Here is a 26,703-nt window from a genome sequence, read left to right as displayed (position 1 = left end):
GGCCCAAAGCGAGGGCCGTTCGGATCTCAAAAACCCAGTATCCCGTTCACTCAAAACACCTTAAGTGAACGGTGTTACCCAAATGGGCGGATTTTTTTATTATTATTGCGGCAAACCCGCCAGCAATTTCCTCAGTAACTGATTGAGCTGATGCTGTTCTTCGTCATCTAACGACGCCAGCAACTGCCGCTCGTTCTCGACATGCAACGTCAGCAGCGTCTCCATCAAGGCGAGTCCTTTTTCCGTCAGTGTCACCAGCGTGCCGCGTCGGTCCTGCGGGTTGCTTTGACGCGCCACCCATTCGGCCTGTTCCAGCCGATCAATGCGATTCGTCATGCCGCCTGATGACATCATCAGCGTTTCGTACAGTTGCGTCGGCGTCAGCGCATAAGGTGCTCCGCTGCGTCGTAACGTCGCCAGTACATCAAACTCCCCAGGACGTAAACCGAAGCGTGCGAATAACGGATTGAGATGATCCCGTTCAAGTCGCAATGAGGCTTCAAACAGCCTTCCCAGCAGTTGCATCGGGAAGGGATCAATGTCTGGCCTTTCTCGTTGCCATTGTTCGTAAGCGTTATCTGCCCGAGTTGTCATAAGTATAATTTATCTTGACGTTAAGATTCTTTTTGTGAAGATATTATACGGATAATAGATACGGCTGCTCAAGCATCAGGAAGTTCTAGGGAGCGTTATGTCACACTCGATTCGTACCAGGTCACGGTTTTTTGTTGTTGCCACCGTCATCCTGCTTGGACTAAACCTGCGACCGGTACTGGCCGGCGTCGGTCCTTTACTGTCGCGCATTCAGGCGGCTACCGGTATGGGAGATACGCAAGCCGGCCTGTTGACCACCTTGCCGGTATTTGCGATGGGCATCTGCGCGCTCTATGGTGGGTGGCTACAGTCCCGGTTGGGGGAATACCGTGGCATCGGCATCGGTATCGTGGGGATCGCGGTTGCCTGTCTGCTGCGCTGCTGGCTTACAGGTACAATCGGGTTGTTGTTCACCGCGGCGATGGCCGGTATCGGCATTGCGTTGATCCAGGCCTTAATGCCATCGTTTTTACGCCGTAGCTTCAGCCGGCAGAGCAGCCGTCTGATGGGATTGTATACCACCGCGATTATGGGCGGCGCCGCGCTGGCCGCCGCCAGTATTTCTCCGCTGGCGGATATTATCGATTGGGATGGCGCACTGGCTCTGTGGGGCGGGCTGGCGACGCTGGCGGCCATTGCCTGGATGATCACCGTATCGCTTGACCCACTCCCCCAGGCTGCACCACGCAAAAGCGACAGAGCTGCGCCGTCGCGCAAGCGGGCCTGGGCGTTGATGATCTTTTTTGGTATCGGCACCGGCGCCTATACATTGGTACTGGCCTGGCTGCCGCCGTATTACACCCAGCTTGGCTGGAGCTCCGCGCATAGCGGGCTGTTGCTGGGCGGTTTGACGCTTACCGAAGTGGTGGCCGGGTTAGTGGTTTCATGGCTGATTAATGACTTTCCGGACCGGCGTTATCTGCTGCTGCCGGTGTTGCTGCTGTTGTTGCTGGGTATGGCGGGGCTAATACTGGCGCCGCAGACGTTGGTGCTGCCGATTATGATTGCCTTGGGGCTGGGGATCGGCGCGCTGTTTCCGTTGTCGCTGATTATCGCGCTGGATCAGGTGGATGATCCGCGCCAGGCCGGGGCGCTGATGGGGTTCGTGCAAGGCGGCGGTTACCTGATAGCCAGCCTGATGCCGCTGCTGGCCGGCGTCATCAGGCAGTATACCAGCGGGTTGGAACAAGCCTGGCAGGTGATGGCGGCAGGCGTGGCGGCGCTGATTCTGATGGCGCTGCGTTTTGGGCCGCGCTATCGGATGACTGAATCGGCTTAACGGCGCGAAAATGCCAACTGCGGCGTCAGGAACAGGTTGCGGAAATATTCCCGCACCGCCTGCATCGCCGGAGTAAATTCCGCATCACGATACCAGGCCAGCCCAACACTCATCGGATGAACGCTGTTGGTCAGCGAGCGCGTTTCGATGCGCCGCCCTTCCAGTGACCAGGGGCGGTACACCAGATCGGACAGGATCGCCACACCCAGGCCATTCGCCACCATGCTGCGTACCGCTTCAACGGAACTGGTGCGCAGCATCACCTTCGGGCGATGCCCACTCAATTCCCAATAACGCATAGCGCTGTGATCCGCTTCATCCACCGTCAGCATGATGAAGGGTTCGTTAGCGACATCCGCCAGGCTGACTTCCGGTTGATCGCATAACGGATGGCGGCTGGGCAGCCATAAGCGCCGTTCCGAGTTGAACAGTGTTTCCGAGGTGATTTCCGGGTGCGTGAGGTTAGCGGTCAACACCAGCGAGAGATCCAGAGAGCGGTCCAGCAATCCTTGTTCGATGTCCTGCCGCTCGCGCTCGTTGAGATGAATGGCGACGTGAGGAAAACCGTCTGACAGTTGTTGCAGATGAAAGGGCAGAAAATAGCCCATCACCGTATAGCTGGCGGCGATATTGAGCGAACCGCTGATGCGATTATCGGTCAGCGGAATGTTCATCGCGTCATCAACACTGCGCAACACCGCGTAGGCGTGGTTGAGAAAGTAGCTGCCGTTCTCGGTCAGCGTCATGCCATGCACCGATCGCAGGAACAGCGGTTTTCCCAGCAGGTTTTCCAGCCCCTGAATCGCCGTCGTCACCGCTGACTGCGAAATATTGAGATGAATCGCCGCTTGTGAGATTTGCCCCGTTTCGGCGGTGGCGATGAAGTAGCGGATCTGACGCAATGTCACCATAACCAGTTCCTTTATCAGCAAGCATTCTGTTTTTCAGATAGTGAACGTTCTAAAAATACGTCTTTCCGAATGGAAAATTGTGGCTCTATATTATTTTTAAACAAAACCATCACAAATAAGAAATAATTATGAAATATGAAATCGATCTGAATTCCGATATGGGCGAAAACTTCGGCCCCTGGAAAATAGGCGATGACGTCGACCAGGAGATTATGCCTTATATCAGTTCCGCCAATATTGCCGCCGGATTTCACGCCGGCGATCCGACAACGATACGGCAGACGATTGAATGGGCCAGGGAAAATGACGTAGCGGTAGGTGCCCATCCCGGGTTTCGCGATCTGGTGGGGTTTGGCCGGCGGCATATTCATAGTCATCCGCAGGAAATGGTCAATGACATTCTGTATCAACTGGGCGCATTGCGGGAATTTACCCGGCTTTATCAATTACCGTTGCAGCATGTCAAACCGCACGGCGCGCTGTATATGCATTTGGCCCGAGATCGCCCGTCTGCGCAGCTGTTTGTCGAAACCCTACACCGGTTGGACCCTGAATTACGGTTATTTTGTCTGCATGGGTCCTTGGTATGGCAGGAAGCGAAAAAGTTACAACATCCTGTTATTTGTGAATTTTATGGCGACAGAGAGTACGACGCCAGCGGTTCAATCGTCTTCACCCGTCGCGTCGGCGCGCTGGACCCGGCCAGGGTGGCGTCAAAAGTGGTGCGTGCCTGCTTAGAGGGCAAGGTGACCACTATCGATGGCGAAGATATTGCCGTCGAGTTTGAATCGGTGTGTATTCACAGCGATACACCCGGCGCATTGGCATTAATTAAAACGACGCGAGAGGCGTTGAATAACGCCAATATTCACGTGCGTTCGCCGCTGCAAAATAGTGTGAATCATTGGTAATTGATAACGAATTACAAGGAGTGGGACTAATGAAAACATATGAAGTTTGTTCTCCTTTACCGGGTATTTTTTATCGCCAACCCGCGCCGGACACCCCGGTATTTATTGAAGAGAATACCCCGGTTACGGCGAATACGGTTATTGGGCTGGTCGAAGTAATGAAACAGTTCAGTGAAATTTATGCCGAGCAGGCAGGGGAGTTAGTCTCGTTTTGTATCAATAACGGGGATGCGTTAGAGCCGGGCCAGGTTATTGCCATCATAAAAATCGATGAATAACGCTCAACACGACCATACAGCCTAATTATTACGTCATCAGGAGGGCAGCGACGATGCGTCAGCCGATCAGAAAATTGCTTATCGCCAACCGGGGGGAAATTGCCGTCCGCATTATTCATGCCGCACGCAGCCTGGGGATGACCTCGGTAGCCGCCTGTAGCGAAGCCGATATCGATTCGTTGCCCGCGCGTCTGGCGGATGAAACGATACTGCTGGGGCCGGCGCGCGCCGACCAGAGTTACCTGAATCAGGCAGCGTTGCTGCAAGCCGCCAAAGACAGCGGAGTGCAGGCGGTGCATCCGGGGTACGGCTTTTTGTCCGAGAATGCGACATTTGCCGCAGCGGTGGAGCAGGCCGGGCTGGTGTTCGTCGGCCCGACGGCGGAAACCATCCGCCTGATGGGTGACAAAGCCGAAGCGCGGCGCACCGCGCAGGCTGCTGGGGTACCGGTTGTTCCCGGTTCCGGGGTGCTGTCATCATTGGAAGCGGCGTTGCAGGCGGCGACGGAGATAGGTTATCCGTTGCTGATCAAAGCGGCGGCAGGCGGCGGCGGACGCGGGATTCGGGTCGTGAATAATGAGGACGACCTAAAGCGGGAATTGCCGATCGCCCAAAGCGAAGCGAAAGCGGCATTTGGCTGTGGGGATGTTTATCTGGAGTTGTTTATTCGCCACGCTCGCCACATTGAAGTTCAAATTTTGGGGGATGGCGAACGGGCGGTGCACTTGTATGAACGTGAATGTTCGCTGCAACGCCGCCGCCAGAAAGTCTTTGAGGAAGCGCCTTCGCCGGCGCTTTCATCGACGCAGCGCGACGCCTTATGCCGCAGCGCCGTGCAACTGGCGCAACAGCTACGTTATCGCAGCGCCGGTACGCTGGAGTACCTGTTCGATACCGAACGAGAGCAGTTCTATTTTATCGAAATGAACACGCGGATTCAGGTCGAGCACCCGGTGACGGAGCGGGTAACCGGCGTCGATTTGGTGCAGTGGATGCTGCGTATCGCCGGTGGTGAACCGCTGGATCTGCGTCAGGAGGCGATTGGTTTACGCGGACATGCCTGTGAAATGCGCATCAATGCGGAAGATCCGGCGCGTAACTTTTTCCCTTGCCCCGGCGTGGTAGACACGCTGACGTGGCCGCAAGGCCCCGGTATCCGTATCGACAGCCATCTGTTTAGCGGTTACCGCATCCCACCGTATTACGATTCCCTGCTGGCGAAACTGGTGGTGTCGGGTGCGGACCGTGCGCAGGCGCTGGCCCGTGCTGAACAGGCGTTGCGTCAGTTGCGCATCGGCGGGGTGACCACGACGCAGTCTCTGCACCAGTGGCTGCTGGCTGACCCTCGGCTGCGCGCCGGTCGCTTTGATACCACCTCGCTGGAAAGCTGGCTACAGGCGCGGGACACCGACACGCTGCCGCTGACGAAGGAGGCCTGAGATGACGTTTCCCGCAATACGTTACACCTTCGGCGGTGATGAGCACCTGTTTGCCGAAATTGACGAGGCGATGTCGCTGGGCGCATTTTTTCGCGGGCTGGCGATGACCCGCGCGTTGGAACAGCAGGCGTTGCCTGGGGTACTGGATATTTGCCTGGCCAACGCCTCTTTTCAGGTGCGCTTTAACCCGGATGTCATCGCACCGCAGGCGCTGCTGGAGCAGGTGCGACAGACCGAAAGCCAGGCGCAGGCGATGACGGTGCTCGACACGCGCATCATCGAAATTCCGGTGCTGTACAACGACCCCTGGACGCACGAAACCCTGATGCGTTTTCGCGATCGTCACCAGGAGCCGGCGGCCACCGATCTGGAATACGCCGCCCGAATCAACGGTTATCAGGATGTGGCGGCATTTATTGCGGCGCACAGCGGCACGCCGTGGTTTGTGTCGATGGTGGGGTTCGTGGCGGGATTACCGTTCATGTTCCAGATGGTCGAGCAGGCGCAACAGCTTCAGGTGCCGAAATACCTGCGACCGCGTACCGATACCCCCAAACTGTCGCTGGGGCATGGCGGCTGTTTCGGCTGTATTTACTCGGTACGCGGGGCGGGCGGTTATCAGCTGTTTGGTGTGACCCCGGCGCCGATTTACGACCCGGAACAACGGCTGGATTACCTGCAACCCTCGATGGTGTTTTTCCGCGCGGGCGACATCGTGCAGTTTAAGCCTATCGATCTGGCGCGTTATGAGCAGGATGTCGAGGCGGTGGCGACGGGGCGCTTCAGCCTGCGTATTCGCCCGGTCACCTTTGAGTTGGATAAATTCCTCGCCGACCCAACCGGCTATAAACACTATCTTCAGGGGGTGCTGTATGCAGCGCAGTAGCGAGCGGACCTCGGGCGTGCGGATCAACGTTATCCGGCCCGGACTGGCGACCTCAATACAGGATACCGGCCGCGAGGGGTATTACCATCTCGGTATTCCGCCATCCGGCGGGTTGGATCAGTATTCGCTGCGGTTGGCGAACCTGCTGGTGGGAAACCCGGTACAGGCGGCGGTGTTGGAAATGACGCTACTGGGGCCGGAATTACAGTTTGAAGGTGATGCGGTGGTGGCGGTATGCGGCGCGCGCATGTCGCCGTTGCTGGATGGCGAAGCGATGCCGATGAATACCACCTTTGCGGTGCGTGGCGGCCAGGTGTTGCGGTTCGCCCCGACCACGGCAGGCTGCCGCGCCTATCTGGCGGTTGCCGGCGGGATTGCGGTGCCGGCGGTGTTGGACAGTCGCTCAACCTATGCGCTCGGCGCGCTGGGCGGTTATCAGGGGCGGCGGTTGGCCGCCAACGATGTGTTGCCGGTCGGTATGCCGATACGCCAGGTCGCCCCCGATATGACGGTGCCGGCGGATTGCCTCCCACTGCTGGAGAAGCAGGTGACGTTGCGTATGGTGACCGGGCTGTATATCCATCGGCTCACCCCGGCCGCAGTCGAGCAGTTTTTCGCCGACGAATGGCGGGTCGGCACCGAGGCCGACCGCATCGGTTATCGCCTGAAAGGCGGCGCGCCGCTGGCGTTTGAACCGCGTACACCGCCGTTCGGCGCAGGCTCAGACCCGTCCAATATCGTGGATGCCTGCTACCCCATCGGTTCGGTGCAGGTGCCGGGCGGACTGGAGCCGATCATTCTGCTGCGCGACGCGGTCTCCGGCGGCGGCTACATGACGCTGGGGACGGTGATCAGCAGCGATCTGGACCTCATCGGGCAGTTGCAGCCGCATTACGGCGTTCGCTTTACGCCGGTATCGCTGGAGGCCGCGTTACTTGCCCGCCGGCACTATCGCCACCGCCTTGAGCGGCTGGAACAGTTGTTAACGCGCTGATTTCAGACAGCCCCGCCGGATTTCACCCCGCGCCAACACCAGGGCTACGGTATCGGCGGGGCATGTCTGACTCTACCGAATGCATCACTGACCGTGCGGTATTGCCGTCACGGCGGGTGCGTTCGGCCTCAAAACCTGCTGCGGCAGGATCATCAACGTCAATCAAGATACATCAACGACAGGTCTGTGGAGGGGGTATGGCGGAAATATCCGGGGTACAAGGGGCGGTGCTGACGCCTGCCGATACGGTGTCTGGAACAGAGCGTATGGGAAAACTATCGCTGACCATGGCCTGGTGGGCGGTGTGCAGCGCGATTTTTTATATTGTCGTGGGGGCGTCGCTGGCGCTGAATTATGGCGCGCGCAACGCCATTATCGGCATGGCATTGTCCGTGGTGTGTTACGGCGTGATCAACGCGGTGATTAGCCGTTTTGCTATCCGTAGCGGCCTGTCGGTCGCGGCATTTTCCGGCCAGCTCTTCGGCCAGGCCGGCTCCGCGCTGGCGACGCTGATCTTTTTCTCTACCGCGATTTATTACGCGGTGTTTGAAGGTTCGGTGATCGCGTTCGCGATTAATCACCTCTTTCCCGCGTTGGATTATCATTGGGCGGCGTTGCTGGTGGTGCTTTACAGCGTGCCGTTGATTTTCGGCAGCGTGCAGCATTGGCTGGACAAGTTTAACGGCGTGTTGTTGCCGTTTTACCTGCTCGGGCTGGCGCTGACGGTGGCGGTGTCTATCCAACATTATGGCTATCAGCCGCAATGGTTGTCGTTCGGTCCGGCGTCGCCGCCTGCCTACGGCTGGTGGAACTGCTTTACTTACTACATGGGGGTGTGGATCTTAATGATGTACACCTTTGATTACGCCCGCTTCGGCCGCCAGGAAGATAGCCAGTACCACGCGCGCATCAACTTCGGTATGCCGTTCTATCTGATCACCTTTTTGCTCAATGGCGCGGTCGGTATCTATCTGGTCAGCAGTTTTGCCCAGCAGAACGGCGTCAGTGAAATCGCGGTGGTAGTCAATATCCTTAACCTGCTCGGTTTTTGGGGGTTACTGTTCGTGTGGGTGACGCAAACACGCATCAATACCGCCAACTATTATCTGGCTACCGTCAATATGCAGGTGTTTTTTGACCGACTGTTTCGAATGCGCTATCGCAAGATTGTCTGGGCCTGCGTGGTGGGGGTTGCGGTCTATGTGCTGATGCTGGCGGATGTGTTCGCCTATATCTTGCAAGCGCTGGCTTATCAGGGGGTGTTTGTGGTGGCGTGGGTCGGTGTGGCGCTGGCGCATATTCTCGGGGGACGCGCCGCGCCGACGACGGTACGTGCGTTTAATCCGACCGGCCTTGTCGCCTGGCTGCTGAGTGTGATTGCCGGGGTCGCGTTGATGCATGGCAGTGCGCTGTTACAGTCATTTTCCGCACCGGTGACCTTTGTGGTGGCGCTGGCGTTGTACCGGTTATTGCCGGATAACCGTAACGCCTGAGAGTAGCGGGGCAGGGAAGCTCGCCTGACTTCACCGGCTAATTTGTTAGCTGCTGGCCTTGAAAAAATCGCATACGGATCTATATGAAATAATGAAAGCAAGACAATGCTGTTGCCTTGCGGTTTGCACTTTTGAATGTGTGTCACGATATATTCAGGAGGTTAACCATGGCATTCAAATCCGTGTCTTTATTTCCGGCTGTTACCGACTCACTGTTCTCCGATCGTTTTAACCGTATCGACCGGCTGTTCAGCCAATTAACCGGCGACACGCCGCTCACCGCCACGCCATCCTACGATATCCGCCGACTTGACGACACGCACTATGGCATTACGGTCAGCGTGCCCGGTTGGCGCGAAGAGGAACTGGAGATCAATACACATGGCGGTCAGCTCACCATCAGCGGTAAACACAAGGACGAAGTCTCGCAGGAGCAGCAAGAGCAGGAGCAGGAGAATTGGCTGTATCGCGGCATCAACCGCACCGATTTCAGCATCAGCTATTCACTGCCGGAACATGTCAAGGTGGAAAGCGCACATCTGGAAAATGGCCTGCTGACTATTCATTTGCAGCAGGATATTCCGGAAAACGAAAAGCCGAAAAAAATTGCCATTGAAAACCGTAACCAAAAGGTTTCTCAGGCACTGGAACACGAAAAATAATTCCTTATATTATTGCTCACTCTTTTTCCCCGGCCACTGCCGGGGTTTTTTTATAGATAATAATTTAAATAATTTCCTGATGTTTTTGGATAAGTTTCAGGTTGTCTATCGGTGTATGAAAATATTTATTCTCTTTTATTTTATGGTGATGATTCCCCCTCGGTGAGGGTTGGGAATATTCTGATACCGATATGGATGGGGTCGGATAAGCTCTTATTATCAGAGTTGTATGGCTGTGCGATATCAGTAGAAATCATTAATTCAGTAACAGGTAATCAATGTGTATTAAAACTCACAGGTGAAAATCCTGATTCTAGAGTGTGGATATGACGCTTTGTGCGGTTTTATTAATCTTAACTTACTTAGAGGGTGCTCTCATGAAATATGTAAATGGTGGGATTTTGTGTGTGATGTCGATTCTCCTTTTGTCAGGTATGGCTGCGGCTAAAGACGAAAATCTATATGATGGAAAGACTTATGTGATTAACGAAAGTCGTTATTGCGCTGTTATTTACCGTAAAGACGGCGCTAATCTCAGTGGTGATTTCAAGGGCGGTGAAAGTTTACCGCGCATTTATATTAAAGATGATAGTGGTGAGACCGTGATGGGAAAACATCCTGTTTATGTCGATATTGATTTTTATGTGCCTGACAGTAAGGATGGCAATATTGGCAATAACCCTTGTAGGGGTGATTTATATATGAAAGGGAAAAAACATCTGAAGTTAGATCGCCCAATGGTAGCAATAACGAGTACTGTACAGTACTAACAAACACTGACAATGTTAGGTAAATAAAATGACGCCGGGTTTTTGCGTAGAGGTTGGTTATATTTTTGTCGGTTTTTACAATTTTTGTTTTTTGAAGTCATCACTATGGCTCGGGCTAAGGTAACCCTATTTTAAATTTAGGATTGGTGATCGTTGCAGAAAAATTATGGAGTTCGTTTTCTAAGATAATTATCTGTAAGCCACTATCGCTGCGACAACTGTCGTTCTCTGGTCGCTGTCGCTCACGGCTTTTCTTGGGCATATGGACGGGAAACCTATACCTGTGATTCGGATTGAAAATTTGCACCACCGCTATGGTGATACGACCCTATTGCATTCACTGTCATTACATCTTCGGCATGGGGAAACCTGTGCCGTTCTTGGCCGCTCCGGCAGCGGCAAAAGTACGCTGCTCAATATTCTGGGGCTGCTGGAGCCGCTACAACAAGGCAGTTATCATCTGGATGGTGAAGATATCCGGCTGTGTTCCGCGGGTTTGCGTGCCCGGCTGCGTAATCAAAAACTGGGGTTTGTGTTCCAGCATTTTCATTTGTTGGACAGCCATAACGTGCTGGATAACGTGGCGCTGCCGCTGCTGTATCGAAATATTCCCGTGGTGCAGGCCCGCCGCCGTGCCGTCGGTGTTCTGGGCGAATTGGGGATGTACCCGTATCGCCTGCAACGCCCGGCAACGCTGTCCGGCGGTCAGCGCCAACGGGTCGCATTGGCCCGGGCGCTGGTGGGTGAACCCTCCGTGTTGCTGGCGGATGAGCCGACCGGCAACCTGGATGCCGAAACCGCGCAAGAAATCCTCAACCTGTTACTGAACATCAACCGTCAGCGGGCATTAACCCTTGTCATGGTGACCCACGACGAGCAACTGGCACAACGGCTACAGCGACGTTACCGCATGAAAGACGGCGTGCTGGTTGCGGAGTAAGTACGGCATGAATGTGATGCAACAATGGCTTGAAGCCTGCCGCAATCTGATTGCCTTCCATCAACGTGCGTCGTTGGCGATGTTGGGTATCGGTGTGGGTAGCGCATTGGTGGTGACGCTGTTAATGCTGGGCAAAAGCGCCCAGCAGATGGCATTGAGTGCGTTTGACCATTTGGGCGGCGATATCATTGTGGTCGATATCGGCATCAAGGAGGACAGTCACTCGCCGGTGCCGTTGTTGCCTGTCAAGCTGGATCTGTCGGCGCTGTCCCATGTGCATCACGGCATTCGGCGTGTTGTTCCGGTAGCGCGCTGGAATACCTCGTTGCCGCAGAAGGGGGATGAGAACGGCATCCCGTTGATGGTGATCGGCTCTACGCCCGATCTGATGCCGTTGCTGGGATTGACGCTGGCGCAGGGGCGGGCGTTTTCCCGTTACGACAGCCGCAGCACCTATGCCATCGTCAGTGCGAGTCTGGCCTCCCGGCTTTCGGGTTCTGCCCCGGCGCGCACTTTCCCGCTCGGCCATTACGCCTTTGATGTGATTGGCACCCTGAGATCAGCGACGTTATCAATCGGCGGGCAGATGGCCGACCATGTCGTATTGGTGCCGCTGGATACCATCACGCGGATTTCACCTTTTGCGACCACAGACCTGTTGTACATACAAGTGACGTCGACCACGCTCCTGACGTCGGTTGTCGATGCGATCCGACCCTGGCTTGAACAGATGCTGCCGACGCGGACGATCCAGATTCAGCTCCAGCAGCAACTCATCGACGGCATGGCGCAACAAAATGCGACCTTCCGCTACCTGCTGGCGGCACTGGCCGCCGTAGCGCTGCTGATGGGCGGTATTGGCGTCATGAACGTCATGGTGATGAGTGTGTCGACGCGTCGGCATGAGATCGGCCTGCGTCAGGCTATTGGCGCCCGTTCGCTGGATATCGGCGTGTTGTTTCTATTGGAAGCCGCTCTGCTTTCACTGCCCGGCGCGGTGCTGGGCAGCGTAGCAGGGGCGCTGCTCGCCTGGGCTTATACCCGTTACGCCGACTGGCCGCTGATGGTCGATCCGTGGGTGTTTCCGCTGGCTATCGGCAGCGCGTTGGTACTGGCGGTCTTTTTTGGTCTGAAACCCTCGTTGACCGCCGCGCGTTTATCCCCTGCGGAGGCGTTACGTGAACATTAACCCGGCGTATGCCGTCGCTTTTTTATCGTTATTGGTCGCGCCCTGGTCATCGCTGGCGAATGGTGCGACAGCCGGAGCGGCGTTATCACAGGCGCGGGTGCCGCTCACGCTGGCCGATGCCGTCGCGCTGGGCGTGCGTAACAGTAATACGCTGAAAAGCGTTGCGTTAACCCGGCTGATGGACAAGTTTGATTTGGTGGTTGCCGAAGATGGCTTCCGGCCGCATCTGGTGTTGAACAATCAGTATCGTCACAACATGGGGGCGCAGTTGCCCGGGCAGGAAAATCATGCCGGTCTTTCCGCCAGCTTGTTGACGCCGTTGGGCACGCAGTTTGAGGCTGACTGGAGCGATGACTATTCCGGCCAGTCATCGACAGGAAGTTCCCGCAGTCTGGGAAACTCGGTCAGTGTCGTGCAGCCGTTGTTAAAGGGCGCCGGTGTTGAATTCAATACTGCACCGGTGCGTCTGGCCCGGCTTGATGAGCGCATTGGTCACCTGAACCAGCAAAAGCAGATGACAGACACCATTACGCAGATTGTTCAGGCTTACTACGGCTTGCTGGAGTCGCAGCAAGGGGTGGTGTTGGCGCAGGAATCCCTGCAACGGGCCGGCGCCCAGCGTGATGTAATGCAGGCATTGATTGACAGCGGCAGGCAGGCGGCGCTCGACAAACTCCAAAGCGATGCCGATATCTCCTCGCAGCAGTTAAATCTGGAACAGCAGGAGAATGCGTTGAACGAGCGACGTCTGGCGTTGAACGGTTTATTGGGCATTGACACCCGTACGCCGTTGAGCGCCAGCGATCGCCTCGATATACAACCGATCACCCTGAAAGCGCCGCAGGCGATAGCGCTGGCGATGAAAAATCAACCTGACTATTTGATTCAGCAACTCACGGCGGACAAACAGCAGATCTACCTGATGCAGGCGAAAAACCAGCGCCTGTGGGGGGTGGACCTGGTCGCCGGGGCCGGGCGGGTGAATACCCGGGCGGCGGATATCGAGGATGATGGCCGCTGGCAGCGCTATGTCGGCCTGAATGTCTCCATTCCGTTGAACGACCTGCAGGCGCGTCAGGAAGAGCAGCGCGCTTGGGTGGCGGGGAAAATACAGCTATTACAGATGGCGGATGTGCGTCAGCAACTGGAAGAAACGGTCACGCAGCAGGTCAACGCGCTTAATAGCAACTGGCAGCAGTTTTTGATTGCCGACCGCCTGACGCGACTGTCGGAAAAAACATTGCAGGCGGAGCAGGCCAAGCTACTGGCAGGGCGCTCATCGAACTTTCAGGTGCTGAGCTATCAGACCAGTCTGCGCACCGCGCAAAGTGCGCGCGTGTCCGCGCAGATCGCCTATCTCAACGCGCGTGCTGAGCTGGATCGCGTGCTGGGCACCACCCTTAACCACTGGGGAATAGAGCAGAATGATCGGTAATATTCGTTGGCGGCGGTGGGGGGTGTTTGGCGGGGTAATGATGCTGGCGGCGGTCTCGGCGTTTTTATCGCGGCCGACCAAGACCGAAAGCGAAACCGAGACACAATGGCGTGCTGTCACGCCATCGCCGGTGGAAAACCATATTACGCTGTTGGCGCACGTGCAGGCGGCGGAGCAATATGTGGTCAGCGCCCCTTTTGATAGTCATATCAGCCAGTTGAACGTACAGGAGGGGCAAGAAGTGCATAAAGGCGATCCCCTGCTGGCGTTGGATACCACCCCGTTGCAGATTGAGTATCGCGACGGACAGGCGCAATTTCTCAAGGCGCGTCAGTCGCTGAGAAATTTACGCGCTTGGGAAAACAGCAATGAAGTGATGTCGGCTCAGCGGGCGTTGATCATGGCGGAAATGAGCGAACGGGACGCCGTCAGCCAGTTGAATGCGGCACAACCGCTGTATCGACAAGGGATTATTGCACGTTCGGAGCGCGACAGTCTGGTTCAGCAACTGGCCAACCGCCGTCTGGAATTACAGGCGGCGCGTCAGGCGCTGACATCCGCACGGGCGTCGGGAAGTGCGGAAAATCAGACGGTGGCTGAACTGGAGCTGAATAACGCCGAACAGAAATTACAGCAAATTCGTGACCAGCAAGCACACGGTTGGCTGTATGCACCCGGCGACGGCTATGCCGTTCGCATACAAAACGACGATAAAGATAAGATTGCCTTTCCCCGGCTAGGCCAGCGTGTCGGCGCGGGGGAAGCGTTATTCATGCTGGCGGGCGTGACGCGTTTTGATGCGCGGGCCAAAGCCGACGAAGCCGATATCGACCATCTGCGACCGGGTATGCCCGTCACGCTGACCAGTGAGGCGCTGCCCGGCCAGCCGCTGGCCGGTACGTTACGGATGGTCAGCCCGCAGGCCAATTACGCCGAAGGGCAGCCCGGCGCCACCTATGATGTCGTCTTCAATCTCGATTGCTGCCGCGCCGGGCAGGCGGTGCCGCGGTTTGGTATGTCCGCACTGATAACCATCACCCTTGTTTCCGATCCGAAAGGTATGGTGTTGTTACCGGATGAGATCGGCCAGGATGAGCAGGGGAAGACGGCGGTTTATTATCGCCCCACACCACAGTCAGCGCCGGAAGTCAGGCGGATTGACGTCGTCAGTCCGTTGCCACAGGGCGTTCTGGTGAAAGGGCTGGAACCCGGCGAGGTTCGAAAGTGGCAGTGTTGCCATGCCGCCGCCCGCTGAGTGTATCAAGAAAACAGCGGCGCCGGCCTGGCGCCTCGCTTCAGTTGGAGGCAATACGACTACCGGTATTACTCGCGCAGCAGCACCTGGGTGTTGTACTCCCACAACCGGTTGAAGTGGAGGTCGTCCAGATGGCGTTGCGGGTTGATATTCCCCTTGAATGGCCGGTCGGTCGTGGCGGCGGAACCCCACGGGTTGATGAGGTCGTAGCTGCTGTCAATGGTACTGTCGCGGATCACCAACTGGCCGTTGGCGGTTTTCCCCGGCAGGTAACCCGTCTGTTTCGCGCCCTGATCCCAGGCGCGCCCCAGTTTGGCTTTCTGCGCGCCGCGATAACCGCTGTCGCCGGTCAACCGGCTGTTGATCACCAGAAAGCCGTATTTCACCGACGGAATACTGTCCGGTGCGAACACATAGGCTTCTTTTGAACCACGGCTGGACACGGTATGGAATCGCACCCCGTCAAACACGGCAGTGGCGCGACCGAACACATAATCCACATCCCCTTCAATGTAGCTGTCTTTGATGTAGGCGCGGCTGTAATGATCGGTGACATAGCTGTTTTGGCGATCGCTGGTATTGACGAAAAAGGTGTCCTGGCGGCCGAGCAGGCGAACGTTTTCCAGTTGCACCCGGTCGCCGTCGGTACGCAACGCAACGGCCTGATGCGTACCACTGTCGGCCGTATCCAGCAGCGCATTCACCACCGTCAGGTTTTTCAACTGAAAATCGTTGCTCTGTGACCACATCACGGCTGAACAGGTGGTATTGATGGTTGTGCCTGGTTTTGAAGCACAGACATCGTACATATACCAGGCCGGATCGGTCGGTTGATACTGACCGTGCGGATTGACGCGGGCGCGGTAGTCGGCCGGCGACATCATTGAATCCAGCGCCAGCGACACGACTACCTGTTCCGGCTGATCACCGGCACCGAATAACGTCAGCGGCGGCGCGCCCTCGGGGATGTATACCGTACCGGTGTAGGTGCCTGGCAGCAGTTTGATGTATACCCGCGTCTGGCCTGGATGCTGACGTAGCGCGGCATTCACCGCTTGCTGAATGCTGGTGTGGGTAACGCCGGCTACACCCACGCGCGGGCCGACGACATAAGCGGCGGCGACATGTGCGGTTTCAATTGGGGTTGGCGTCCAGCCATCCGTTACCGGTCGGGCGTATTCACCGCCGTGGGCGAAATAGTGTTGTGGTGTGAAGCGTTCGGCTTCCTGTGCCGACAGCACCGGGCGGCCGGCGGTGCCGGGAAAAACCGGCTGAAAACGCGCTGAGTGATTCGGCATCTGGCTGCCGCAGGCGGTCATAAGAATTGACATCGACACCGCGGCGGCCAGCCCGGAATAGTGTGTCAGGCTCACAGCGTGCTCCTCTTGGGTTGCGGTCATGTTTAAGGGCGGTTAGGCATCAGGCTGTGGCAGCCTACGCAACCCAGGCCAAAAAAACGCGAAGCGGGATCATAAATTTTTAAAAATAAACCTGCGTTTCATTTCTATCTGCGAACGGTTGCCGCAAACAAGGCGTCAATCCTGTTTTTTGGCGAGTTTTCTGTTAGATATTAGCGGGTTTTCTGTTAGATATATACCCGTCATACTTCAAGTTGCAGGTGCGTTGGCTTTCCTCGCTCACCCCAGTCACTTACTTGAGTAAGCTCCCGGGGATTCGCTGCGTCGCCGTCTTCCTGCAACTCGAATTATTTTGGGTATAGAAGCAACTGCCGGGTCGATCAGGCGGAAAGGGCGGACGTAACAGACGAGCCGAATAGCACACTGATAATCGAACATCACAAATATGGCATTACTGATAAAAGCGGCGCTGGGCGCGATCGTGGTGGTATTGATTGGCCTGCTGGCCAAAACCCGTAATTACTACATTGCCGGGCTGGCGCCGTTATTCCCGACGTTTGCGCTGATAGCGCATTACATCGTGGGAACGGAACGCGGCGTGGAGGCGCTGCGCGCCACGATTCTGTTCGGCATCTGGGCGGTGATCCCCTATCTGGTGTACCTGATTTCGCTCTATTACTTTACCGGCGTGATGCGTCTGCCGCCGGCACTGATGCTGGCGGTGGTGTGCTGGAGTCTGTCGGCGGCGGCGCTGGTGAAAATCTGGAGCGGCTACCACGCCGGATAAGGCGGCACGGAGCGGGGCTGACCGAAAACCGCGCCCGGCGAGCGCCGGGCAGCGATGTCGGATATCGTCGTCGTTACAGGTCGTCTTTGGTGATGCCGCGGGTGGCCGGTGCAGCGGTTGGGCCGGCGCTGACGCTGTTTTCAGCGTTGTACACCAGATAAATAGCTTTCTGATTGTCGGTGCTATTGTCGAACACCAGCGTAATATTGTTTTTATCGAACCGGGCGGTCACACGGGTGTTCGGCTTGTTCATGAAAGTATCTACGTCGCTGGCGGACAACGGTGCCGTCATGCCGTATTTACTTTTCAGCCCTTCCACGACGCTTGGCACATCGGCCAACGCGATTGAGATGGCCAGACGGTTAAACTTGTCGCCGTTGAAACTGAAAATCGCCTGGGTTTTTTTATCGGCAAAACTAAAGTCAGGGCAGATGTACACAGTTTGTCCCAGAATCATTTCCGGGCCACGCAGTGAACAATTCGCCTGTTGCCGAATGGCGGCGGCGGATGCGCCGAATTTCAGGTTTTTGTAACCCTCGGCAGCCGATGCCGTTAGCGACAGCAGCGACAGGGCAAGCGCCAGCAAAGAAGTACGTGGCTTGTTCATGTGATCCCTCGTGATGTGGTTGCGATGGTAATGAGCCTGGCACCTGACGGGGGACAGGGACCGTATGCGCCTGGCGATAAGAATATAAGAATGCGTCTATCTTACGTCGACTGACGGATTCTCTGAACGATTTATTTGCTTATGGTTACAGTTGTCAGGGATTCAGAAGCGATCCCAGGGCACCAGCAATAACAACAGTTCAATCACTACCACAAAAATCAGCAAGGCAATCAGTTTCTTACGCCATAACCAGTCATCAAGCCGCATGGTGTTCCCTGCGTTATATCAGATTGGCTTACTTTAGCGTTTTTCGCCGATTGTTACGACTGCCGCCGATATTCTCCGGTCAGTGTATTGCGCCATCAGCGTGGCTGTGGGGGATATCTGGAATTTATCTGTAAGGAGGATCTTGGCGACGGGAGAGAAGCCAGTAGCGATTATGCTTATTTTGAAGTTTTGAGAATCTTTGTTCGCATCGGTTTCCAGGACAAAACTCAGACGAAACGCTTTACGTTCCATGCTAAACCCTTCACCGCACCGGTCTCTTTATCCTTTTGTAGATAGAGGGGATGATGAAGGGCGTTATCAGCTAGGAAACTTTAGTAATCAATGGAAAAGAAAGGCTATTAACGCGACCAACGCCGGTATCGCCTGAACGTAAAGTATTTTCCGGCTGGCCGTCACTGCACCGAAAATTCCGGCAATCAACACGCAGACCAGAAAAAAGACAGTGACCTGCATTCCGTTTTCACCCAGCCATAGCCCCCAAAGTAAACCTGCCGCCAGAAAGCCGTTATACAGCCCCTGATTCGCAGCCAACGTACGGGTTTCGCGCGCAAAATCAGCACTGAGATTAAATGCTTTTCGACCTATTTTCGTATCCCACAAAAACATTTCGAGAACAAGGATGTAGAGATGTATGACGGCGACAACGGCGACAAGGATATTAGCTAACACGGGAGCCCTTAGTGGATGAGGATAGGTACAGGGGAGTATAGATAATTACGGTAAACGAGGCAGTAGCCTGAACGATAAAACCCCTATTTTTCATCAAACCGATGGCCTTGATTTTTTTGCGATGCCTTTCTTAACAGGCAATCTTTTATGTGTTTGGGCATAACAAGGGGCGGTCGGATGTCGATGATTCAAAACCGGCCTAAACCATAGTCTTGGGCGGCTATGAGTTGGGTATCTTGTTCTCGCATTGTGGTTTTGAATATGTTCAGCATGTAGCGGAACGCCGGTTTATTACATCTTCCGCATAATGTTCAATCGCAATGTTATTGTCCCGCCTTACTCGTGCAATGAACATCTGAAGAAAATCGAACGTGGAATGCAGTGTATTCATTTTTCGTCATGTTCTGGTTTCTCTACCTTAATATCTTCTTTCTACTGGCGTATACCCAAAATAATTCGAGTTGCAGGACAAAACGTGTTGCGTTTTGAACAACGCAACGCGTTGGCCCTTCAGGGCAAGGCTCGTTAGAGCCTTGTAACGCGGCAAGAGAGAGACAAATTCGTCGGGAACGAATTTGACCAGCCAAAGGCTGGCCTCTGGTGAGAGACAGGATGTCTCTCATTTCATCCCGATGAGCTTACTCAGGTAAGTGATTCGGGTGAACGACAAATCTGCCGGGAGCAGATTTGAACGCTGCTTGCTGCGGCCCTGAAAGGGCGAGGCCCAGGGAGGGGCCGAGTAATAAAGCCAACGCATCTGCAACTTGAAGTATGACGGGCATAAGCAAGAAGCAAATATACGATCGAACGAGTGAGTTTTGTCAGCTTCTGGATTTATCCGTCGGATTTAAATAACGCAAGCAAAAACGATTTAAATGCATTATCCGACGGGTGTCGTTTAGCGGTTATCGCCAGCAAGCAAGGGTTGCTATGATAAACATATCTGTTTTAACCTATGTAAGGGCGCTTTCTGGAGAATTTCATGACTACCTTGACCCCGCTGGAGCTGTTTAAAGCATTGTCTGATGAAACTCGCCTTTCGATCGTGCTGTTGCTGCGAGAAGCGGGTGAGTTGTGTGTGTGCGATTTATGTGAGGGGCTACGGGAGCCTCAGCCCAAGATTTCCCGCCATCTTGCGCTATTGCGGGATGCCGGGCTGCTCGTGGATCGTCGCCAGGGTAAATGGATTCATTATCGGCTTTCGCCCCATGTGCCGGCCTGGTGCGCCGCGATTATCGAACAGGCGTGGTTAAGCCAACGTCACGCTGTTGCCGACGTGATAAAACGGCTTGGTCACCAGCGGGTTTGTGAATAAAAAAATTTATCTTTATATATTCGTTATTTCATATGTGTTGATGGAGGCATGGCATGTTACTGGCTGCAGCCGTTTTTATACTGACGTTAATTCTGGTCATTTGGCAGCCGCGGGGGTTGGGGATTGGCTGGAGCGCATCGCTTGGGGCGGTGCTGGCCTGGGCGACCGGGGTGATTCAGTTGGAAGATATTCCCGTGGTGTGGCACATCGTTTGGAACGCGACGACGACGTTCATTGCGGTGATTATTATCAGCTTACTGCTCGATAAGTCGGGCTTTTTTGAGTGGGCGGCGCTGCATATGGCGCGCAAAGGACAGGGCCGCGGCAAACGACTGTTCACGCTGATGATTGTGCTGGGGGCATTGGTCGCTGCGCTGTTTGCGAATGATGGCGCCGCGCTGATCCTGACGCCAATAGTCGTGGCGATGCTGACCGCGCTGGGTTTTAGCCGCGGCGCAACGCTGGCCTTTGTGATGGCCGCCGGATTTATTGCAGATACCTCCAGTCTGCCGCTGGTCGTCTCTAATCTGGTTAATATCGTCACGGCGGATTACTTTCGTATCGATTTCAATACCTATGCGTGGGTGATGATTCCGGTGGATATCGCTGCTGTCGTTGCTACGTTGGTTGTGCTGCATCTGTTTTTTCGTCGGGAGATTCCAACCGATTATGATTTGGACAAGCTGAAAGATCCCGCGGCGGCAATTCGCGACAGGCAGACGTTTAACGCCGGATGGTTTGTACTGGCACTGTTGTTAGGCGGTTTTTTCGTGCTGGAGCCGCTGGGCGTTCCCGTCAGCCTGGTCGCAACGGTGGCCGCCGTGATCCTCTGGCTGGTTGCCCGGCGAGGGGCCATCATTGATACCGGCACGGTATTGCGTGGTGCGCCCTGGCAGATTGTGGTGTTTTCACTGGGCATGTATCTGGTGGTGTATGGTCTGCGTAATGCCGGACTGACGGATTCTCTGACACGCGTGTTGAATGATTTTGCCGCTCAGGGGCTATGGATGGCGACAATCGGCACCGGTTTCCTCACGGCAGTGTTGTCATCGGTGATGAACAATATGCCGACGGTGCTTATCGGCGCATTGTCGATTGATGCTTCTGCGGCTGATGGCGTCATTCGTGATGCAATGATTTACGCCAACATTATCGGCTGTGATTTAGGCCCCAAATTGACCCCTATCGGCAGCCTTGCCACGCTGCTGTGGTTGCACGTGCTGGCGCAAAAAGAGATTCGCATCAGTTGGGGGTATTATTTCCGCGTGGGCGTGGTGATGACGTTACCGGTGCTGTTCGTAACGCTGGCAGCGCTGGCGCTGCGTCTTTCTATCTAACCGGCGTGGCCTTCAACTTCAACTTCAACGCAGGCTTTCAAAGAGAATAGGGCAATGACAGAGATTACTATCTACCACAACCCGGCGTGCGGCACATCCCGCAATACACTGGCGCTGATTCGTAATAGCGGTGTTGAACCCACCGTTATCCACTACCTTGAAACGCCGCCCTCCAGAGCGGAACTCGAGGGGCTGATTAGCGCGATGGGTATCACCCCACGCATGTTGCTGCGTCAAAACGTTGAACCTTACACCGCGTTAGGTCTGGCCGACGATAGCTTCAGCGATGAACAGTTGATCGCCTTTATGCTGACTCATCCCATACTGATCAATCGTCCGATAGTGGTTACGCCGCTCGGCACCCGGTTATGCCGCCCGTCAGAAGTGGTGCTGGATATCCTGCCTGATGCACAACAAGGTGTGTTCATCAAAGAAGATGGCGAGCAAGTAGTTGATCAGTTTGGGAAGAGAGTGAAATAACATTGAATTGAAATCATCGCGGGTCAGGAGATAAGCGATAACAAACAAACCGTGCCTGGGTCGCTAGCTGGGTGGTTTTCATTATGACAAACACCAGAGCGAACAGATGGCTGACAACCGTCGGATTGCTTAATACTAAACAGGCCCGCGACGCAGAATTCAGCGTTGATGTGCGGGCGTTTGCAAAGGCGCGCGGTTAACTTCATGAGCTGTGATGGTCGGCCCCGGAAGTGCCGCTGTGGGATGGGCCGATATCGGGTGTTCTCCTGATTGGATCACCCCCTCATCAGCGAGCTGGCGGCAGGCACCGTACACGCCAGTCTCTCTTTGCATCAACATTTCGCCGAAAACGAGCAACAGGTAACCCAGTCACACGGCAAATTCAGTTTGTTAGACCATGCCGTTATTTCCATGACGCAGAAATGCCGGTCGCTGATTCAAGCGTGCAAACCACGTGTCAATGGCGGGGACGTCGGGGTGGGGAAACGGCGTCATTTTCCAGCGATTCACCGACAGCCCGAGCACCACATCGGCCAGCGTAAACGTCTCACCTGCCGCCCATGCCCCTGTGCGCTGAAGTTGTTGCTCAAGAATACCAATACAGTGGTTCCACTCTTTAATGCCGGCGGCAATCGCGTTTTGGTCGTTATAGGCCGGATTCTTGCGCGCCAGGGCTGGAAACACATAACGCCAGGCGTTGTTAAATTCGGTCGCCTGCCAGTCCATCCAGTGCTCGACGTTAGCGCACGCCTGCGGTTCGCTGGGAAGCAGGTCATCGCGCCCGGCTTTGCGCACCAGATAGCGACAAATCGAATTGGATTCCCACAACACGAATTCATCGTCAATCAACACGGGCACCATGGCGTTCGGGTTCATGGCACGAAAAGCATCGGTTTGGGTCGAGGCAAATCCGCTACCGTAATCTTCCTGCACATAATCCAGCCCCGCTTCTTCGCAAGTCCAGAGTACTTTGCGCACATTTATTGACGTCGTTTTGCCAAGTATTTTGAGCATACTTCGGATGTCCTTCCGCGTGATTAATCGTTCAACAACAATACACCAGCCTAATATTTTCTTTCCACTGGCAACAGGATGCCGGCATGGTTTCGCCGTCCCCGTGGGTTTAACTGCCCGGTTGCGCTTGACCATCTCGCCGGGCTTGCATGATGATCTGTTCTGAAATGCGCCTGACGTCATCGTCCATACTCTCAAGCGGCCGATGAATGAGCCCGACATCCCGATAAAAAACGTGCGGCCCAAGACTAATCGCCCGGATAGAGGCAGGCCAGCACTGCCAGGCGGCAATCTGGGGCAGCAGGGCGACACCCACGCCGTTACCCACCAGCTTAAGAATGGTTTCCAACTCGTCCACTTCACAGATTTCCGTGACGGTAAAGTTCATCTCTTTCAGGAAACGATCCACCTGACGCCCGCCGAAAGAAGAACGATCGTAGCGGATAAATGGCTGTCCGATCAGCAGATCGGCAATATCGCCGCCTTTCACGTTTTTCGGCACGATGAGATGGAAAGGCTCATGAGCCAACAGGCTCCACTGTAGCCCCAGCGGCAAAGTGAACGGTGGCTTCAGTACAGCGGCGATATCAATTTCGCCGGCATCAACGAGATTGATTAAATCCATCGACAACCCTGGTACGACGCGGATGCGACATCCCGAACGTTGCTTGCTGAACTGCGTCAACGCATCCGGAAGCAGGGTACGCTGCACGGAGGCAATGGCGCCAATGGTCACGGTTTTGCCGGGAATGGCCCGGTTCGGCTTCTCGCCCAGACCGTCATACAATGAAAGCAGCTCCTGTGCCTGGGAGACAAGTTGCAGCCCTTTCTGATTGAGGCGTGCATTTCTCCCTGATCGGTCAAAGAGCGAAAAATTTAACTCCGCCTCAAGCCGCTGCATCTGGGCGCTGACAGCAGCCTGCGTCAGGCCGATTTTATTGCCTGCCGCCGCAAAGGTTCCTTCCTTTGCCACCATTAGAAATGTCTTCAGCTCACGGATCATAGGTCAACAAACACAAAAATAATTTGTACTATATAAAGATAAATATTGATTTTAATCAATTTAAATTATTTATACCCTCATTTGTGACGGTAATGTTAAGGACGAGCCAGATATGATTCTGGCCCAGAACTTTGCATTACTCCTATTAAATCAGGTGATTACCTGAAAAAAGTAACGATTCTACTGTGAGGATGTATAAATGAGCCTTTCTCCCTTTCATCTGGCAATCCCTGTCTATGACCTTAAGGCCGCCCGACGTTTTTATGGCGAGGTGTTCGGGTTGAGTGAAGGTCGCTCCAGCGAGCTGTGGGTGGATTTTGATTTCTATGGTCATCAACTGGTTATCCATGAGCATCCTAAAACCGCATCTCAGGAAAGCGCGCATTCAAACCCTGTTGACGGCCATGATGTGCCAGTGCCGCATTTTGGCATCGTGCTGAAGTGGGATGAATGGGAAGCGCTGGCCGAACGTCTCAAATCGTTAGGTACTCAGTTTGTTATTGAGCCCTATATCCGTTTTAAAGGCCAGGTTGGGGAGCAGGCCACCATGTTCCTGTTCGATCCCTGCGGTAATGCGCTGGAATTTAAGGCGTTCAAAGATATCAGTCAGCTTTTCGCAAAATAATCTCCCGAGCACGGCCCTCAGGCCGTGCCACATTTCTGTTTTCACCCGAATGTATCACGCGTGGTTTTTGCCGACCCTCGGCAAAGGCTGCCTTGCTTAATTTGAAGGCTGGACATGAAAAAAATTACACTGGTTTGGCAGATAGTTATCGGGCTTGCACTGGGAATCATGGTGGGATGGTATTTCAACACGCATCCCGAATATCAGCAGTGGGTGAGTCATGAAATTCTCAAGCCGCTCGGAGATATTTTCATCAAGATGATGAAAATGGTCGTGGTGCCGATTGTATTCTGCTGCATGATCCTGGGTATCACGGGAAGTGGCGACAATAAATCCTTTGGAAGGATGGGCGTCAAAGCACTGGTCTATTTCTTTATCGTCACGGGGCTGGCGAGTGTTTTCGGGCTGGTCCTGGCCAATGCTATCTCGCCGGGTGAGGGGACCAATATACAGGGTATGGCGCACAGCGACGGCCAGATGAAAATGGAGCCGGCCCGCGGTGCACTGGTGATCCTGCAAAATATCGTGCCGGACAATCTGTTTGTTGCGCTCTCGGAAGGAAAGCTGCTGTCGGTTCTGTTCTTTGCCGCCCTTTTCGGGCTGGCGCTCAACGGCCTTTCCCGAGAAAAAACAGCGCCTATTCTCAGCGTGCTGCGGAGCGTATCAGACGGCATGTTTCGGGTGGTGTCCATCGTTATGGCTTACGCGCCGGTTGGTGTTTTTGGCATGATTGGCGCCACCGTTTCGACTTTCGGTTTCGCCTCGCTTCTGCCACTGCTTAAACTTGTCGGCACGGTTTATCTGGGCCTGATTCTCTTTGCCCTGGTTGCGTTGGGCGGAATCTGCGTTCTGATCGGCGAGAACATATTTAAACTGATAAAGCACTTCCGTCAGGAACTGGTGCTCGCCTTTTCAAGCGCCGCTTCCGCCGCCGTCATGCCTCAACTGATGTACAAGCTGGAACGCTACGGCGTACCCGCGCGAATCGTCAGCTTTGTGGTGCCGGTTGGCTATGCTTTTAATCTTGATGGCGCATCAATATTTCTCGGTGTGGCAACAATATTCGTGGCGCAGCTCTATGGCATTGATCTGACATTGATGCAGCAAGTTATCCTGGTCGTCACCATGGTGCTGACGTCAAAAGGCGCTGCCGGCGTACCGGGTTTCGCCATTATCATCCTGTCGGCGACGTTGGCTTCAGCGGGCTTTCCGCTTGATGCCGTTGCCCTGATTGCCGGCATATTCCGCATAATCGACAGTGGTACGACTACGCTCAACGTCCTGGGTAACATTGTCGCTCCGTTAGTCATTAACCAGTGGGAAAAAGAAACCGTACTGGCCGGCGATGCACGAACGGAGTTAAATAAGAACTGAGAGGGTCGTAACAGGGAACGCTGTCTGTTCCCTCCTGCGTCTGAAACGCTTTGCGGATCTTCGCCGCCGGGTTAGCCGCTATCAGGCCGGAATTAACGGCATCGACCATCACTTCGTTGATGTGCCGGCTAACTCGTTTAACGGTTTCCAGTTTGCCGCGGGCCTGTATCGGTTTCCGCGCGTGGTAGAAGAGATTTTTGGACTGCCGAAATGAGCTTTTCGATTGCATTCGTCCAGTAAAAGGTCTGCATAGAGCGAGAGGCAAGCAGCGACTCAATGGTCGCTGGAATGCCGTTCTCTGTGCTGGTGGATTAGTTGCTGACCCACGAAAGACGGACTACGACGAAGCGTCTCTTTCTGTTCCATATATGGGATATATTGTAAAATTATCTCTTTATAAATAACAGGTGGCATCGGCAATGGCTTTGATCCCAAAAAACTACTCGCGGCTGGAAAGCGGTTATCGTGAGAAAGCACTAAAAATTTATCCATGGGTGTGTGGGCGCTGCTCACGGGAGTTTGTTTATTCAAACTTACGCGAATTAACGGTTCACCACATCGATCACGACCATACCAATAACCCGGAAGATGGCAGCAACTGGGAGTTGTTGTGTCTGTATTGCCATGACCACGAACACTCCAAGTACACTGAAGCCGAGCAGTACGGCACAACCGTTGTGGCGGGGGAAGACGCGCAAAAAGATGTGGGTGTAGCAACCTATAATCCCTTTGCCGATCTAAAGTCGATGCTTAATAAGAAGAAATAGTGCCAGCAACACCCGCTTTTGGCTAAGTCCCGCAGACATTGAA

General features: G+C 54.7%; 28 protein-coding genes and 1 pseudogene. 20 read left to right on the top strand and 9 right to left on the bottom strand.

From position 1 onward, the window contains the following. Nucleotides 1-102: 102 nt before the first annotated feature. Complete coding sequence (locus FDP13_RS20090) at nucleotides 103-594, bottom strand: MarR family winged helix-turn-helix transcriptional regulator (protein WP_012770186.1); 492 nt, start codon at nucleotides 592-594, stop codon at nucleotides 103-105. Nucleotides 595-691: 97 nt separating this feature from the next. Here FDP13_RS20090 and FDP13_RS20085 point away from each other — a divergent pair, with 97 nt between their 5' ends. Next, complete coding sequence (locus FDP13_RS20085) at nucleotides 692-1,873, top strand: MFS transporter (protein ID WP_143840266.1); 1,182 nt, start codon at nucleotides 692-694, stop codon at nucleotides 1,871-1,873. Here FDP13_RS20085 and FDP13_RS20080 read toward each other — a convergent pair. Beyond that, nucleotides 1,870-2,784, bottom strand: coding sequence for a LysR family transcriptional regulator (locus FDP13_RS20080; protein WP_143840265.1), 915 nt, complete (start codon nucleotides 2,782-2,784; stop codon nucleotides 1,870-1,872). The genes FDP13_RS20085 and FDP13_RS20080 overlap by 4 nt on opposite strands. A gap of 128 nt (nucleotides 2,785-2,912) precedes the next feature. Here FDP13_RS20080 and FDP13_RS20075 point away from each other — a divergent pair, with 128 nt between their 5' ends. The 12 genes from FDP13_RS20075 (at nucleotide 2,913) to FDP13_RS20020 (ending at nucleotide 15,036) form a co-directional block, all read left to right on the top strand. Beyond that, on the top strand, nucleotides 2,913-3,695 hold the full coding sequence (locus FDP13_RS20075; RefSeq protein WP_143840264.1) for a 5-oxoprolinase subunit PxpA: 783 nt from the start codon (nucleotides 2,913-2,915) through the stop codon (nucleotides 3,693-3,695). A 29-nt stretch (nucleotides 3,696-3,724) separates the two neighbouring features. Next, the gene (locus FDP13_RS20070) at nucleotides 3,725-3,973 is read left to right on the top strand and encodes an acetyl-CoA carboxylase (RefSeq protein WP_012770182.1); all 249 of its coding nucleotides are present in this window, start codon (nucleotides 3,725-3,727) and stop codon (nucleotides 3,971-3,973) included. A 53-nt stretch (nucleotides 3,974-4,026) separates the two neighbouring features. Then, nucleotides 4,027-5,412, top strand: coding sequence for an acetyl-CoA carboxylase biotin carboxylase subunit (locus FDP13_RS20065; RefSeq protein ID WP_143840263.1), 1,386 nt, complete (start codon nucleotides 4,027-4,029; stop codon nucleotides 5,410-5,412). 1 nt (nucleotide 5,413) lies between these two features. Beyond that, nucleotides 5,414-6,298 carry an allophanate hydrolase subunit 1 gene (locus FDP13_RS20060; RefSeq protein ID WP_143840262.1) on the top strand — a complete coding sequence of 295 codons (885 nt, stop codon included), beginning with the start codon at nucleotides 5,414-5,416 and terminating at the stop codon, nucleotides 6,296-6,298. Next, nucleotides 6,285-7,292 carry a biotin-dependent carboxyltransferase family protein gene (locus FDP13_RS20055; RefSeq protein ID WP_033576969.1) on the top strand — a complete coding sequence of 336 codons (1,008 nt, stop codon included), beginning with the start codon at nucleotides 6,285-6,287 and terminating at the stop codon, nucleotides 7,290-7,292. Before FDP13_RS20060 ends, FDP13_RS20055 begins: the two co-directional genes overlap by 14 nt. Nucleotides 7,293-7,489: 197 nt before the next feature. Next, on the top strand, nucleotides 7,490-8,785 hold the full coding sequence (locus FDP13_RS20050; protein WP_143840261.1) for a cytosine permease: 1,296 nt from the start codon (nucleotides 7,490-7,492) through the stop codon (nucleotides 8,783-8,785). A 167-nt stretch (nucleotides 8,786-8,952) separates the two neighbouring features. Continuing rightward, nucleotides 8,953-9,447 (top strand): Hsp20 family protein, encoded by a 495-nt coding sequence (locus tag FDP13_RS20045; protein ID WP_033576971.1) that lies wholly within the window; start codon nucleotides 8,953-8,955, stop codon nucleotides 9,445-9,447. Between the two features lie 377 nt (nucleotides 9,448-9,824). After that, nucleotides 9,825-10,217, top strand: a complete 393-nt coding sequence (locus FDP13_RS20040) for a hypothetical protein (RefSeq protein ID WP_143840260.1) — start codon at nucleotides 9,825-9,827, stop codon at nucleotides 10,215-10,217. A 262-nt stretch (nucleotides 10,218-10,479) separates the two neighbouring features. After that, nucleotides 10,480-11,157, top strand: coding sequence for an ABC transporter ATP-binding protein (locus FDP13_RS20035; RefSeq protein ID WP_081979800.1), 678 nt, complete (start codon nucleotides 10,480-10,482; stop codon nucleotides 11,155-11,157). 7 nt (nucleotides 11,158-11,164) lie between these two features. After that, nucleotides 11,165-12,346: an ABC transporter permease gene (locus FDP13_RS20030; protein ID WP_033576973.1), complete on the top strand. Its 1,182-nt coding sequence runs from the start codon at nucleotides 11,165-11,167 to the stop codon at nucleotides 12,344-12,346. Beyond that, a complete protein-coding gene (locus FDP13_RS20025) occupies nucleotides 12,336-13,781 on the top strand; it encodes a TolC family protein (RefSeq protein WP_050516137.1) in 1,446 nt (481 codons plus the stop codon). Before FDP13_RS20030 ends, FDP13_RS20025 begins: the two co-directional genes overlap by 11 nt. Next, nucleotides 13,771-15,036 (top strand): HlyD family secretion protein, encoded by a 1,266-nt coding sequence (locus FDP13_RS20020; protein ID WP_033576974.1) that lies wholly within the window; start codon nucleotides 13,771-13,773, stop codon nucleotides 15,034-15,036. The genes FDP13_RS20025 and FDP13_RS20020 overlap by 11 nt, the downstream gene beginning before the upstream one ends. 68 nt (nucleotides 15,037-15,104) lie before the next feature. Here the strand turns inward: FDP13_RS20020 and pemB are convergent, their stop codons facing one another. Further along, the gene (pemB, locus tag FDP13_RS20015; protein WP_255582725.1) at nucleotides 15,105-16,409 is read right to left on the bottom strand and encodes a pectinesterase PemB; all 1,305 of its coding nucleotides are present in this window, start codon (nucleotides 16,407-16,409) and stop codon (nucleotides 15,105-15,107) included. 430 nt (nucleotides 16,410-16,839) lie between these two features. Between pemB and FDP13_RS20010 the strand changes: the two genes are divergently transcribed. Then, entirely contained in the window at nucleotides 16,840-17,181 is a 342-nt protein-coding gene (locus FDP13_RS20010) for a GlpM family protein (protein ID WP_143840258.1), read from the top strand. Between the two features lie 73 nt (nucleotides 17,182-17,254). Here the strand turns inward: FDP13_RS20010 and FDP13_RS20005 are convergent, their stop codons facing one another. The 3 genes from FDP13_RS20005 to FDP13_RS19995 all read right to left on the bottom strand — a co-directional run bounded on the left by FDP13_RS20005 (nucleotide 17,255) and on the right by FDP13_RS19995 (nucleotide 18,745). Continuing rightward, on the bottom strand, nucleotides 17,255-17,788 hold the full coding sequence (locus FDP13_RS20005) for a hypothetical protein (protein WP_143840257.1): 534 nt from the start codon (nucleotides 17,786-17,788) through the stop codon (nucleotides 17,255-17,257). A gap of 300 nt (nucleotides 17,789-18,088) precedes the next feature. Further along, nucleotides 18,089-18,307: a hypothetical protein gene (locus tag FDP13_RS20000; protein ID WP_143840256.1), complete on the bottom strand. Its 219-nt coding sequence runs from the start codon at nucleotides 18,305-18,307 to the stop codon at nucleotides 18,089-18,091. 87 nt (nucleotides 18,308-18,394) lie between these two features. Further along, nucleotides 18,395-18,745 (bottom strand): DUF1304 domain-containing protein, encoded by a 351-nt coding sequence (locus FDP13_RS19995; RefSeq protein WP_143840255.1) that lies wholly within the window; start codon nucleotides 18,743-18,745, stop codon nucleotides 18,395-18,397. Between the two features lie 982 nt (nucleotides 18,746-19,727). Here FDP13_RS19995 and FDP13_RS19985 point away from each other — a divergent pair. From FDP13_RS19985 to arsC, 3 genes are read left to right on the top strand one after another with little or no spacing between them, the layout of a single operon-like run. Next, nucleotides 19,728-20,060: a metalloregulator ArsR/SmtB family transcription factor gene (locus tag FDP13_RS19985; RefSeq protein WP_033576979.1), complete on the top strand. Its 333-nt coding sequence runs from the start codon at nucleotides 19,728-19,730 to the stop codon at nucleotides 20,058-20,060. A 53-nt stretch (nucleotides 20,061-20,113) separates the two neighbouring features. Then, a complete protein-coding gene (locus FDP13_RS19980; protein ID WP_143840253.1) occupies nucleotides 20,114-21,397 on the top strand; it encodes an arsenic transporter in 1,284 nt (427 codons plus the stop codon). A 54-nt stretch (nucleotides 21,398-21,451) separates the two neighbouring features. Next, on the top strand, nucleotides 21,452-21,877 hold the full coding sequence (gene arsC, locus FDP13_RS19975) for a glutaredoxin-dependent arsenate reductase (protein ID WP_143840252.1): 426 nt from the start codon (nucleotides 21,452-21,454) through the stop codon (nucleotides 21,875-21,877). A 390-nt stretch (nucleotides 21,878-22,267) separates the two neighbouring features. Here arsC and FDP13_RS19970 read toward each other — a convergent pair whose 3' ends face one another. Next, the gene (locus FDP13_RS19970) at nucleotides 22,268-22,891 is read right to left on the bottom strand and encodes a glutathione S-transferase family protein (protein WP_143840251.1); all 624 of its coding nucleotides are present in this window, start codon (nucleotides 22,889-22,891) and stop codon (nucleotides 22,268-22,270) included. Nucleotides 22,892-23,000: 109 nt separating this feature from the next. Next, the gene (locus FDP13_RS19965; protein ID WP_033576983.1) at nucleotides 23,001-23,894 is read right to left on the bottom strand and encodes a LysR substrate-binding domain-containing protein; all 894 of its coding nucleotides are present in this window, start codon (nucleotides 23,892-23,894) and stop codon (nucleotides 23,001-23,003) included. 199 nt (nucleotides 23,895-24,093) lie between these two features. Here FDP13_RS19965 and FDP13_RS19960 point away from each other — a divergent pair, with 199 nt between their 5' ends. Together FDP13_RS19960 and FDP13_RS19955 are read left to right on the top strand one after the other, a co-directional pair. Beyond that, entirely contained in the window at nucleotides 24,094-24,519 is a 426-nt protein-coding gene (locus FDP13_RS19960) for a VOC family protein (protein ID WP_033576984.1), read from the top strand. A 114-nt stretch (nucleotides 24,520-24,633) separates the two neighbouring features. Continuing rightward, a complete protein-coding gene (locus tag FDP13_RS19955) occupies nucleotides 24,634-25,893 on the top strand; it encodes a cation:dicarboxylate symporter family transporter (protein WP_143840250.1) in 1,260 nt (419 codons plus the stop codon). Nucleotides 25,894-25,930: 37 nt separating this feature from the next. Here FDP13_RS19955 and FDP13_RS21880 read toward each other — a convergent pair. Beyond that, nucleotides 25,931-26,083, bottom strand: a pseudogene (locus FDP13_RS21880) (integrase); the annotation flags it as partial. Nucleotides 26,084-26,312: 229 nt separating this feature from the next. On the opposite strand from FDP13_RS21880, the gene yajD reads away from it, so the two are divergent. Further along, nucleotides 26,313-26,660: an HNH nuclease YajD gene (gene yajD / locus FDP13_RS19945; RefSeq protein ID WP_012770157.1), complete on the top strand. Its 348-nt coding sequence runs from the start codon at nucleotides 26,313-26,315 to the stop codon at nucleotides 26,658-26,660. Nucleotides 26,661-26,703 lie beyond the last annotated feature (43 nt).

It is taken from the genome of Dickeya sp. ws52 (genome assembly GCF_007210685.1).
Taxonomy (GTDB): Bacteria; Pseudomonadota; Gammaproteobacteria; order Enterobacterales; family Enterobacteriaceae; genus Dickeya; species Dickeya chrysanthemi.
The sequence above is the reverse complement of the archived record's forward strand: the minus strand, read 5'-3'. Positions and strand labels throughout refer to the sequence as shown.